Annotated in this window: 12 protein-coding genes and 3 other annotated features (1 of these 15 cut by a window edge); of the genes, 3 read left to right on the forward strand and 9 right to left on the reverse strand. The window is 45.7% G+C overall.

The window, feature by feature from the left end; all coding sequences use genetic code 11:
* Positions 1-161: a binding site (T-box leader), on the reverse strand; it reaches 61 nt to the left of the window's first position.
* Positions 162-192: 31 nt separating this feature from the next.
* Positions 193-414, reverse strand: a binding site (T-box leader).
* 33 nt (positions 415-447) lie between these two features.
* Positions 448-676, reverse strand: a binding site (T-box leader).
* Between the two features lie 54 nt (positions 677-730).
* The 5 genes from MKY50_RS19390 to MKY50_RS19410 form a co-directional block, all read right to left on the reverse strand.
* Complete coding sequence (locus MKY50_RS19390) at positions 731-2,131, reverse strand: MFS transporter (RefSeq protein ID WP_003227528.1); 1,401 nt, start codon at positions 2,129-2,131, stop codon at positions 731-733.
* Positions 2,131-2,601 carry an Rrf2 family transcriptional regulator gene (locus MKY50_RS19395; protein WP_003227526.1) on the reverse strand — a complete coding sequence of 157 codons (471 nt, stop codon included), beginning with the start codon at positions 2,599-2,601 and terminating at the stop codon, positions 2,131-2,133. Before MKY50_RS19395 ends, MKY50_RS19390 begins: the two co-directional genes overlap by 1 nt.
* A 111-nt stretch (positions 2,602-2,712) precedes the next feature.
* Positions 2,713-3,213, reverse strand: a complete 501-nt coding sequence (locus MKY50_RS19400) for a YwgA family protein (protein WP_003227524.1) — start codon at positions 3,211-3,213, stop codon at positions 2,713-2,715.
* Positions 3,214-3,248: 35 nt separating this feature from the next.
* Positions 3,249-4,550 (reverse strand): HD domain-containing protein, encoded by a 1,302-nt coding sequence (locus MKY50_RS19405; RefSeq protein ID WP_014665786.1) that lies wholly within the window; start codon positions 4,548-4,550, stop codon positions 3,249-3,251.
* A gap of 161 nt (positions 4,551-4,711) precedes the next feature.
* The gene (locus tag MKY50_RS19410) at positions 4,712-4,936 is read right to left on the reverse strand and encodes a DUF1450 domain-containing protein (protein ID WP_003222050.1); all 225 of its coding nucleotides are present in this window, start codon (positions 4,934-4,936) and stop codon (positions 4,712-4,714) included.
* Positions 4,937-5,150: 214 nt separating this feature from the next.
* Here MKY50_RS19410 and rsfA point away from each other — a divergent pair, with 214 nt between their 5' ends.
* Positions 5,151-5,927, forward strand: coding sequence for a prespore-specific transcription regulator RsfA (rsfA, locus tag MKY50_RS19415; protein WP_003227516.1), 777 nt, complete (start codon positions 5,151-5,153; stop codon positions 5,925-5,927).
* 143 nt (positions 5,928-6,070) lie between these two features.
* On the opposite strand, the gene MKY50_RS19420 is transcribed toward rsfA, so the two are convergent.
* The 4 genes from MKY50_RS19420 to pta form a co-directional block, all read right to left on the reverse strand.
* A complete protein-coding gene (locus tag MKY50_RS19420) occupies positions 6,071-6,961 on the reverse strand; it encodes a carboxylate/amino acid/amine transporter (RefSeq protein ID WP_015250976.1) in 891 nt (296 codons plus the stop codon).
* Positions 6,962-7,128: 167 nt separating this feature from the next.
* Complete coding sequence (gene ywfL, locus MKY50_RS19425) at positions 7,129-7,974, reverse strand: octanoyl-[GcvH]:protein N-octanoyltransferase (protein WP_003227511.1); 846 nt, start codon at positions 7,972-7,974, stop codon at positions 7,129-7,131.
* A 48-nt stretch (positions 7,975-8,022) separates the two neighbouring features.
* Complete coding sequence (cysL, locus tag MKY50_RS19430) at positions 8,023-8,922, reverse strand: cysJI operon transcriptional regulator CysL (protein WP_038429805.1); 900 nt, start codon at positions 8,920-8,922, stop codon at positions 8,023-8,025.
* Between the two features lie 145 nt (positions 8,923-9,067).
* Complete coding sequence (gene pta / locus MKY50_RS19435; RefSeq protein WP_003235941.1) at positions 9,068-10,039, reverse strand: phosphate acetyltransferase; 972 nt, start codon at positions 10,037-10,039, stop codon at positions 9,068-9,070.
* Positions 10,040-10,308: 269 nt separating this feature from the next.
* Here pta and hemQ point away from each other — a divergent pair, with 269 nt between their 5' ends.
* Together hemQ and bacG are read left to right on the forward strand one after the other, a co-directional pair.
* Positions 10,309-11,073 carry a hydrogen peroxide-dependent heme synthase gene (gene hemQ / locus MKY50_RS19440; RefSeq protein WP_003242896.1) on the forward strand — a complete coding sequence of 255 codons (765 nt, stop codon included), beginning with the start codon at positions 10,309-10,311 and terminating at the stop codon, positions 11,071-11,073.
* Positions 11,074-11,204: 131 nt separating this feature from the next.
* A complete protein-coding gene (bacG, locus tag MKY50_RS19445; protein ID WP_029726228.1) occupies positions 11,205-11,984 on the forward strand; it encodes an NADPH-dependent reductase BacG in 780 nt (259 codons plus the stop codon).
* Positions 11,985-11,996: the final 12 nt, after the last annotated feature.

Raw genomic sequence — 11,996 nt, forward strand, 5'->3', positions numbered from 1 at the left:
GTCGGCTCGGTGCTGTAACGCAGCATAGACGGCATTGGTTACTTCAGTTCCCCAATGCTGCTCCAAGGCGGTAAATGATATTCCTAAGCTGGGAAGCTCTCACCTTTCCTTCCCTCTCTGAAAACCGTAACTATCATTCATGTCCTTTTCATCGCATGTATTCAATTCATAAAAAAACACACCCGTCCCACAGATAGGGACGAGTGTGTGATTAACCCGTGGTTCCACCCAAGTTCCCGACAAATACTATGTTGTCGGCTCGGTGCTGTAACGCAGCATAGACGGCATTGGTTACTTCAGTTCCCCAATGCTGCTCCAAGGCGGTAAATGATATTCCTAAGCTGGGAAGCTCTCACCTTTCCTTCCCTCTCTGAAAACCGTAACTATCATTCGTGTCCTTTTCAACGCATTTATGTAGTTCATATAAAAAAACACACCCATCCCTCTAAAAGGGACGAATGTGTTGATCATCCGTGGTTCCACCCAAATTCCCGATCAATTACACATGGTGATCGGCTTAAAGATGCTGTAACGCAGCATGACGGTATCAGATACTTGTTTTCCCCGATACGGCTCAAAGGCGGTAAGCTGCTTTCCCTGCGTTAGGAAGATCTCAGCTGTCCTTCCCTCTCTGGAAACCGTAAAAAGCATCTCGTGTCCTTATCAGTGCCTGTTGTTTCAATAATTTTTTATATCTTACTATATATTCCCACAAAGTGCAATCAGTGATTTACATTTTTTCTGACGCGGCAGTCCCGTTATGGGCAGCCAGAAACAGCCATACAAGCAATGCAGCGAGGCTGTATGCCGCTCCCATCATCAAAAACGTAAACCCGGCACCAGCATACCAAGTGGCGGACAGATGAATGATCACCCCGGTTATCGCTACGCCGACCAAGGCTCCGATTTGCCGGTTTGCATTTAACGCCGCACCGGCGATATTCGCATGTCTTTGCCCGGCAGCCTGCATGATCACAGTTGTCATGGCAGGAACTGTAATACCGGTACAGAGGTTCATAACAGACATCAACACCGCCAGCTGCCAATAAGGAAAATCCGGAGAAATCAGCACAAACAACAGCAATGCAATGATACAGCTGACCGCCATTGATACAAACATAAGCTGCCCGGCTTCAAACCGATTCGCCAGACGGGCAAACAGCAGATTGCCGATCACGAAGACGGCCATCATCGGCAGCAGCTCCACTCCAGCCATAAAGGAACTTGCCCCTCCTGCTTCCTGCAAAAAAAGGCTGAGCATAAACATGCCGCCAAAAAGGGCGAAATTCAGCAAAAACCCGATAAATTGGGCAGCTGAGAAGCGGCCGTTTTTGTATAAGGACGCCGGCAGGATGGGTGCTTTTGCAGAAATTTCCCGCAGCAAAAGCAGCACAAATGCCAAAATCGCTGCAGTAAATGCTACAAGAATCACTGGCGAGCGCCAGCCCGCTGAAGGCCCCTGTATCAAAGCATAGGAAAGAAACCCGAGAGCCATCATGCCAAGCAGATGCCCGGTGATGTTCACGCGGCTGCTTTTTCCCGGAACGCGGCTGAGGATTCGGTAAGCTGAAATGAGCGCAGCAGCCCCCAACGGCACATTGATCAGAAAAATACTCTGCCAGCCTGCCAACTCTACCAGCACGCCCCCGATAAAGGGCCCAAGGCCTGAAGCGGCGGAAACAAGCGCGGCCCACAGTCCAAACATTCTCGCCCGCGCCCGCTCATCAGGGTAAGAGGCAGCCAAAAGGCTGAGTGAGCTTGGCATAAACAAAGCTGCGCCAATTCCCTGTATAAGGCGTCCGGCAATCAGCATCTGTCCATTTATAGATGCAGCGCATAAACAGGAGGCCAGAACAAAAACGGCTAGACCCAAGATATAGATCGTCTTCGAGCCGAAACGGTCAGCCAAGGCTCCGCCCGCCAGCAGAAGCGACGCAAAAGTAAGAATGTACCCGTCCACAACCCACGTTACACCTGAAAGTGACATTGAAAGAGTGTTTTTCATATCAGCCATCGCCACATTCACAACGGTCACATCAAGAGTTGCCATGAGGAAACCAAGTGCGAGCACGATCAGCACGGATATGCCTGTTGATGATGTTGATTCTTGTATAGACCCGCTATTTTTCATTACAATTGCCCTTTCACTTGCTTGATTACCCAATCATCTATTTTTTCAAGATCATACAATTCCCCGACCCTGTCCATGACATGCTGCAAGGACTCTTCTTTCATGAGATTAGCCCATTTATCCTCGATTTCCGCCATGACTGTCTCCAGCACACATTGACTTTCACCCTCGAATACAGATTGCAGCAGGCCTTTCCCCTGATACATCGAACCTCTGCCTTCGACCGCTTGATAAACATCATAAAGCGTAATGTCAGCCAAAGGCTTCGTCAGGGTAAAACCGCCCTTCGTCCCTGGCAAGGATTCTGCCAAACCGGCTTGAACTAATGTTCTCATCAGCTTCTTCAAGTAAGACGGAGACACGCGCAATCGCTGGCTTATAGCCTCTGACGTCAAAGAAGCCTGTACAGGCAGCCGTGACAGTAACAGCAGCACAGAAACCGCCTGCTCCATTCCTGATTTCATTTTCATCCTATTCACTCCTGATTCATTATGGATAACTATTATCCATAATGAATCTCTTAGCAGCTTTTGTCAATAAAAAAAGCAAAAGAAACGATTCATTTCTTTTGCTTGGTATGGTTAACAAATCTGCTTCAGTTCCTCTATGTATTGAAGCGCTTCGTCATATTCTTCATTTGTATATTTTTGCTTGCTTTTGATGGTAAAGACTTTTTCTTTCTTTTCCTCATCCTCAAGCCCGTCAAAGTAAAGGATCGTGGAAACCAGCTCTAAAAACCGTGATGAACGGCTGTTTACACTGTCGATATAGCCTTTCATATCCGGCATGTCCAGATCAGCATGGTCTAAAAATGCGGAGCCTGTCTCAGTCAGCGAATACCGGTATTGAAAGTAGCCGCCCTTTTTTTCCTTCACCTCATGCAGAAATCCAAGGTTGCACAGCTCTTCAATCTGGAGCGTCAGTTCCTCTGAATATGGTCCGTAAAAGTGAAAATCATATTTCTCATAAAAAGGAAACTGCATTTTCTTGGCGATATAAATCATTTTCTGCAGCTTCTTTCGCCCGATGATTTCTCCAGAATCCGAGAACACCTTCATCAGTTTTGCATGTTCTTTCAACAAATTCCCGACATCTCCTTTTTCCTTCTTTCCAATTTCTATGTCAGTCCCAGCAGCTGCCGGATTTTCATTTTCGCTTCCGGATGTTTAGAGCCGTCACAAATCAAGTCCTTTGGATAGTACAGCTTGTGGTCCGTCCGCCGTTTACCGGAGATGGATTCCACAATAGCCGACTGCCTGGACAGCTCTTTAATTTGGCCGTTTTGCGTCAAGAGATGGATCGGCAGACGCTCCTCTTCCTCTCCCGGCCGGTAAAAATCGTATGGCAGATCTGAAGAAGAATCAACGACCAAATAATAGCTCGGATCGATCCCCGCCTCTTTGAACAATGACGTCAGCTCAAAATAAGCCGACATTTCTTCATTCGGATTGAATTCAACGTATTGGAACAGCTGGCGGTTAATGAATCTGCGGCACAAGTCGGATAAAATCGCGTCTTCTTCATCCTCCCAGGCCTGGAAGTAATACAAAATAATAGATTCATCCAGCTTTACATAATCCTCCAGTGTCAATTTCCCTTCAAAAATAGAATAGAAATGAACCGGAGCGTGAGTAAAGACATAGCCTTCATCGTGCAGCTGCTTCGCCCTGTGAAGAATCTTCGTTAAAATGACCTCTGCACTTCTGGTCACAGGATGGAAATAGACCTGCCAGTACATTTGGTAACGGCTCATGATATAGTCTTCGACAGCATGCATTCCGCTTTCTTTAATGACGATCTGATCCTCGCGCGGCCGCATCACACGAAGAATCCGCTCCATATCAAAATGGCCGTAGCTGACGCCCGTATAATAGGCGTCACGCTGCAGGTAATCCATCCGGTCTGCGTCAATTTGACTCGAAATGAGGCTGACCACTTGCTTGTTTTTATATGTTTTGGCAATGACTTCAGCAACATCCTGGGGGAAATCCGGGCTCACCTTTCTGAGTACCTGGTTAACCTCCGTGTCTCCCAAAATGATACCTCTTGTAAAATCTTCGTGGTCAAGGTGAAAGACCTTTTCAAATGAATGCGAGAACGGCCCGTGCCCGAGATCATGAAGCAGCGCCGCGGCCAAACAGAGTTCGCGCTCACTGTCATCCCATTCAGGGCGGCCTTTAAAGACGTCATCAACCATTCTCCTGACAATTTCATAGACACCGAGAGAATGGTTGAACCGGCTGTGCTCAGCCCCATGGAACGTCAAATAGGTCGTGCCGAGCTGCTTAATTCTGCGGAGACGCTGAAATTCACGGGTTCCGATTAAATCCCATATCAGCTTGTCCCGAACATGAACATAGCGGTGCACCGGATCTTTAAACACTTTTTCTTCTGATAATTTTCCATTTGGATACGCCATCGTCATTCCCTCTTTTTTTTAGCCGTGTTTCTATTATATCGACTCTATTCTTTGAAAACATCCTTGAATTTGCCCGGCGATTTGTTCCATCTTCATGAAAAACACATCTTGTGAAGCAAAAAAGCCTGACCTGAGGGCCGAGGCTAAGAAAAAATATGTTTTTACTTTTTTATTTTCTTTTTTACTTTGTCAATCAGCTCATCCTCTGTCGGAGCTGACAGCGGGCGATTGTTCACAAAAGCAAATGATTTTTTCCGTCCGGGCCCGCAATAAGATTGGCATCCTACCTCAACCTTTGCGTCCGGGTCCACTTCTTTCAAACGCGGCAGCAATGTTTTGATATTAGTGGCTTGGCAATCATCACACACTCGAAATTCATTAGCCATGACGTACGCTTCCCTTCATTTCTATGTTCATCTATGTGAATAACCTAAAATCACGTTTCAAAAAAAATCACATCACTCTTCATTTTACAAGGATTCGACTGTTCCTGCAAGCCGCTCCATCCTTCGTATCTCCTATTCTTTCAGCCAATTTGTATAAATATTTTCCAACCTGGACATTCTAATACCATGAAAAGAAAAATGGGAGTTGAGATAAATGACAAAACAGCGACAAGACGCTTGGTCAGAGGAAAACGATCTGCTTTTAGCCGAAACAGTGCTTCGGCATGTGAGGGAGGGCAGCACTCAGCTGAACGCCTTTGAAGAAGTCGGCGATAAATTAAACCGGACATCCGCAGCCTGCGGATTCAGATGGAACGCAGTGGTCCGCCATCAATATGAAAAAGCGCTTCAGCTTGCGAAGAAACAACGAAAACAGCGGATGAGAGCGCTCGGAAACGGGCAGCCCGCGAAAAAAAGATTATTATATCAGCCTCCTGCCGTTGATCCTGAAATCATTCAAGAAACCGCTGCAGAAGAGCCGGTTAAAACGGAAACACCATCTGTCGAAAATGAGCAACCTTTAATGTCTGGCGAACACATGCCTTTTGTTGATGAAAGCTTTAAGGAAGAGTTAGCTAGTCTATCACACTTATTGTCTCCTCAAACGCCTGCAGCTGCGCCTGAGATGACGATGAATGATGTGATCCGCTTCCTGCAGAATTACGAAGGCAATAACGAGCAATCATCAGCATTAAAAATGGAAAATGAGCGTTTAAAGAAAGAAAATCAGGAATTGCAAAACAAAACAGAGCAGCTAGAGGCAGAAGTTCAAAAGCTTGAAAAAGACCAAAAAACGATCCAAGAAGATTATGAAACCTTGGTGAAAATTATGAACAGAGCCAGAAAGCTAGTTTTATTTGAAGAAGATGAACATGCCTCTCCGTCCTTCAAAATGGACCGGAACGGCAATTTAGAAAAATTAGCGGAATGACATAGAAAAATCCCAAAACGGGCAGCTGTTTTGGGATTTTCGCCATGTGCAAAATCCCCTTTTCTATTGAGAAAAGAGAATTTCCTCATTTTGCAGCCGGATCAGCTATTCTTGTAAAATGAGGCCAAGCTTATGTGAATCTATTAAGACATGTGAGCTGCCTCGGCCGTTTTTTGTTTCCGAGGCGCAGCAGAAATGACCAAAAGCCCCAGCATCATAAGCGCAATGCCCAGCCACGAGGAAGGCGAAAGCATTTCCCCTATGAAAAACACACCAAGCAATGAAGCCGTCAGCGGTTCAGCTAAAGACAGCGTGACCGCCGCCGAGGCCGGAACCCCGGTAAGCCCTTTCGCAAACAAAAAGTATGCGGCACATGTTGCAATTAACCCGATGTAAAGGCTTGTTCCCAGTCCTCTAGGGGTCCATATCCACGAGATATCTGACTGCCATAATAGCGGCGTCAGCAAGATGGCGCTGATCATAAATACAACGGCGGAGGTCGCTCGCGGAGGCTGGGTTTTCATCATCGCTTTACTGATGAGCGTATAGCCTGCAAAAGAAGCACCCGCTCCAAGCGCCATAAGAACACCAGCCACATCAATCCGAACATTGGAACTGTCGGAAAACAGAAGCCAGCAACCCGCTAAAGCCAGCACAGTCGCAATCCACCAGGAGTTTCGCGGGCGTTTCTTCAATACAGCCCATTCGAGGGTCCCGGCAATGATAGGCGCACTGCCGATGGCAATCACAGTTCCCACTGCAATTCCCGTTTCTTTAACCGCTGTGAAAAACAGCGGCTGGTAACACGCCATACAAACAGCGGCTAAAAATACGAGCGGCCATGACCAATTTTTCACGTGAAGCTCCCGGCTGACCCAAACCGCAAGCAGCATGGCGCTTCCTCCTATTAATAACCTGAACGCTCCAAATGCCAGCGGTGTGGCGCTTTCTGGAGCCAATGCCTGAACGGTTCCCGTGGTCCCCCAGAAAAAAGCCGCAATCAATACAAAAAGGCTGTAAATATTCCCTTTCATCTGCCTCTCTCCTTTAATATGGATGCTGATGTCATTTTATCGTTTTTCTTTTTGTCGTGGTTATCTGTATGTAAGAAGGATTTATCTGAAAATAAGATTATTGGGGTAAAATGCCGCTTGTGATAAAAAATGCATGCCGGCATATACAGCCGGCATGCGAAGAACGTTCACCCAAATACCTTTGCATTCCGCTCAGCCATCCGGACGAGGTTTTTCTCAAATTCCATTTCCTCATCAATGGACAGTCCAGCTGAATAAAGATGGGTGCTTAACGCTTTTAATTCCGTCAATAAAGCGAACATTAAGTCTTGTACGGAGATGTCTTTTTGCAGAAGCTCACTTAAGGACGCCATCGTTTCCGGACGTATTTCCGGATAGACGCCTTTTTTATCGTTTTGTTTGTCTTTCAGCGCCGCTTGATAGAATCGTCTGATCAAGTCGGCCCTTTCACTGCCGCTTTTATCCGCACAGAGATAAATTTGAACAGCGACTCCGCCGCGAACGCGTCTCTGAGAGATGCCGGCGAACTTTTTGCCATTTATACTGAGGTCATAGCTGCCGGGACAATAAGATCCTTCAATTTCATAGGCTTCGATCTTTGCGTTGTACGGTCTCAGCATTCGTCTCATCAGCTCGACCATCGCTTCATATCCTTTGTCTATATCGATGCCTTTCTTTTCGTCCTCGAATATGAGAGAGATATTTAAAACACCGTCATCCAATACGACGGCAAGACCGCCGGAATTGCGTACGATCACACGGTATCCTTCGCTCTCCAGCAAGGAGATACCATCCTGCAAAAACGGGAGGCGTGTATCCTGTATTCCAAGGACAATTGTATCGTGGTGCACCCATGAACGCGCTGTCGCCGGCGACACGCCTTTTCCGACGGACATGCACAGCGTATCATCCATTGCGAAGGATTGCTTCGCATCAAATAAAGGGCCGAGACTGGATTGGTCAATGACTCTCCATTTCGGCTGCATCAGTAAATCAATCGGTTGGTTTGCCATCTATGTAAAACCCTTTCATGTTAGGCTTATTGAACGAAAACTATTATATCATTTCAGCAGCTGTGATTGATAATTGCTTTTCAGCATCGCAAGAAAAATTTCTTTATTTTTTGTATTCTCCATGAGAGGAGAATGAATGTAAGACAGCTTGCGCTTTAACGAGAAATCTTTAATATGCAGAATTGAAATTTCGCGGTGGATCAAATCCTTATGCAGCACGCTTCTGGATAGAACCGAAAGTCCCATGCCGTTGATCACCGCTTCCTTTACACCTTGATTGCTGCTGATGGTGAACATTGATTTCGGCCGAAGTCCATTTGAACTGAGTACATGATCGAGATATTCTCTCGTCCCAGAGCCTTTCTCTCTTGTCACCCACGCTTCGTTCTGCAAATCGCTGATCGAAATCTCTTTCCGCCCGGCGAGCGGATGCTGATTTGGAGCGGCAATGCACATTTCATCCTCCATGAACGGTTCAATTTCCAGCTCATTCTCGTTTGTATGTCCTTCAATCAGCCCGATATCAGCCTGAAGCATACGCACACGCTCGCTGACCTCCTCTGTATTGCCAATCATGACATCGAGGTTCAGCTCTGGATACAGCTTTTGCAGCTGGGCCAATAGCGGCGGAAGAATATACTCACCGATTGTAAAGCTTGCAGCTATTTTCAATTCGCCCTTCACATAGTGATGATGCGCATAGATTTCAGCCTTGGCTTGTTCGTAGAGAAACACCATTTGCTTTGCTCTTTGATATAAAATGTCTCCTGTCGGCGTTGTCGTAAAGTGTTTTGGCGACCTGTTCAGAAGAGCCGTTTGAAATTCTTTCTCAAGATTTTTGATATGCAGACTGACGCTGGGCTGGGAGATCATCAGCTTTTCCGCCGCTTTTGTGAAGTTTTTTTCTTCTACCACCGCTATAAACGTTTTCAGCACGTCGTAATACAAAAACCCCACCCCTGTCATTAATGAAATATATGGTTATGATTAGTTTTCTTTATTGTACTCATATCATCCATCTTGGTAAAGAAGGCTATACGGAAGCGCAAAAAAGGCAGCCCTCGGTCGAGAGCTGCCATCGTCTTCATTTTTATTACAGTGCTTGCGCCGCTGTAATTAATGCGAGATTGTAAACATCTTCAGCGTTACATCCTCTTGAAAGGTCGTTTACAGGCATATTTAAACCTTGCAGGATTGGTCCTACCGCTTCAAAGTTGCCCAAACGCTGAGCGATTTTATAGCCGATGTTTCCTGCTTCAAGGCTTGGGAATACGAATACGTTAGCGTCCCCTTTGATCTCGGAATCCGGCGCTTTTTTCTCAGCTACAGATGGAACAAATGCAGCATCAAATTGGAATTCGCCGTCAAGTGTCAGTTCAGGCGCTTTTTCTTTCGCGATTTTCACTGCATCCGCTACTTTTTCTGTTTCATCAGATTTTGCTGAGCCTTTTGTAGAGAAGCTGAGCATTGCCACGCGAGGCTCAATGTCGAACATTTTTGCCGTATTGGCACTTTCGATCGCAATCTCGGCAAGGTCTTGGCTGTCAGGCGCAATGTTGATCGCGCAATCTGCGAATACGTATTGCTCTTCTCCGCGAGCCATGATGAACACGCCTGAAGTCTTTTTCACGCCTTCTTTTGTTTTGATGATTTGAAGAGCCGGGCGGACAGTGTCAGCTGTCGAGTGAGCAGCTCCGCTTACGAGTCCGTCTGCAAGGCCTTTATACACCAGCATTGTACCGAAGTAGTTCTCGTCTAATAACGCTTTGCGAGCCTGTTCTTCTGTCGCTTTGCCTTTGCGGCGTTCTACGAATGCTTGTACAAGGTCTTCCATGCCTTCATATGTATGAGGATCATAAATCTTAACGCCGTCCAGCGTAAGGTTCAATTCTTTTGCTTTTGCTTGGATCTCATTTTCATTGCCGATCACAATCGGATTCAGCACTTTGTTTCCTGCAAGCTTGCTGACCGCTTCTAAAATACGCTCGTCTAAGCCTTCAGGAAATACAATTTTAACGTCTTTTCCAGCTACTTTTTCTTGCACTGTTGAAAATAAATCTGCCACAATAAAACCTCCTCAAAAAGTTACAAAAACGCTTTCTTTTACTAGCATACTCTTCTTCCAATCAAATTCAAACAGCCAACTTCCATTATAGCGCTTTCATAAAAAAATCTTATTTTTCTAACTAATTTAAGTGACTCAATCTTCCCTTATAGGTTCTTCTATTTTGATGGAGTTATACGGAAGGGATGTTCAAGGTTTCTCCACAGTAGAATCGGATAAACTATGGTATAGTGAAGGCAATCATGAAAAGATAATGGGAGTGAAGATAAATGAGTGAACAGCAAATGACGAATGAAGCTGCAAAAACGCTTGACGGCTGGTATGCGCTTCATGATTTCCGCACAATGGATTGGGCTTCCTGGAAGCTTCTGTCCAGTGATGAGCGCCAATCTATCATACATGAATTCACTGGGTTGCTTGAAAAATGGGGCGTAGCCCAAAAAGAAGGAAAAGGATCGCAAACTCTTTACAGCATCGTCGGCCAAAAAGCTGATTTTATGCTGATGATCCTTCGTCCTACAATGGAAGAATTAAATCAAATTGAGCTTGAATTCAACAAATCAAGACTTGCTGAGTTCACCATTCCGGCATACTCCTACGTATCAGTGGTAGAGCTGAGCAACTACTTGGCAAGCGGTGACGGCGATCCTTATGAAAATCCGCATGTGCGCGCTCGCCTTTACCCTGAACTGCCGGAATCAAAATATGTATGCTTCTATCCAATGGATAAAAGAAGATCCGGCAACGACAACTGGTATATGCTTTCAATGGAAGAACGCAGAAACTTGATGAGAAGCCACGGTTTAATCGGCCGCAGCTATGCGGGCAAAGTCAAACAGATCATCACCGGCTCTGTCGGCTTTGACGATTACGAGTGGGGCGTTACATTATTCAGCGATGATGTCCTTCAATTCAAGAAGTTAGTGTATGAAATGCGTTTTGACGAAGTCAGCGCTCGCTATGGCGAATTTGGTTCATTCTTTGTCGGCAATCACCTTTCGCTTGATACACTTCCTCAATTCCTATATGTATAATATCCCCTCCCGCCCATCCGGCGGGAGTTTTTCAATCCTCCTTTATCAGAATTTAAATAAAATTTGCTATTTTCTTCGTTTTTTCTTACGATGTAGATAATAATCCAATTTTTTCAAAGGGGTGCAGTTATTTGTCAAAACGAACCGCATTTGTTATGGGAGCCAGTCAAGGGATCGGGAAAGCAATCGCTCTGAAATTAGCAGACCAGCATTTTTCCCTCGTCATTAATTCGCGAAATTTGGATAATATTGAATCTGTCAAAGAAGACATTTTGGCCAAGCATCCTGAGGCGAGCGTCATTGTCCTTGCGGGGGATATGTCTGACCGGCATACGAGAGCGGGCATTTTTCAGGAAATCGAATCTCAATGCGGACGGCTTGATGTTCTGATTAATAATATCCCGGGCGGCGCGCCTGATACATTTGATAACTGCAATATAGACGATATGACGGCCACGTTCACTCAAAAGACCGTTGCCTATATTGACGCTATCAAGCGTGCTTCCTCACTGATGAAACAAAACGAGTTTGGCAGAATCATCAACATTGTTGGAAATCTATGGAAAGAACCCGGCGCCAACATGTTCACAAACAGTATGATGAATGCCGCTTTAATTAACGCCAGTAAAAATATTTCCATCCAGCTTGCTCCTCACAACATTACTGTCAACTGTCTGAATCCTGGTTTTATCGCTACAGACCGTTATCATCAATTTGTGGAAAATGTGATGAAAAAGAACAGCATATCCAAACAGAAAGCAGAGGAACAGATTGCTTCCGGGATTCCGATGAAACGGGTCGGATCAGCCGAAGAAACCGCAGCGCTCGCCGCGTTTCTTGCCTCTGAGGAAGCCTCCTACATCACGGGACAGCAAATTTCCGCTGATGGCGGCAGCATGAAAAGCATATAAAAACATCCCGCT

Origin of the sequence: Bacillus sp. FSL R7-0685 (assembly GCF_038002425.1) — a bacterium.
Taxonomy (GTDB): domain Bacteria; phylum Bacillota; class Bacilli; order Bacillales; family Bacillaceae; genus Bacillus; species Bacillus subtilis.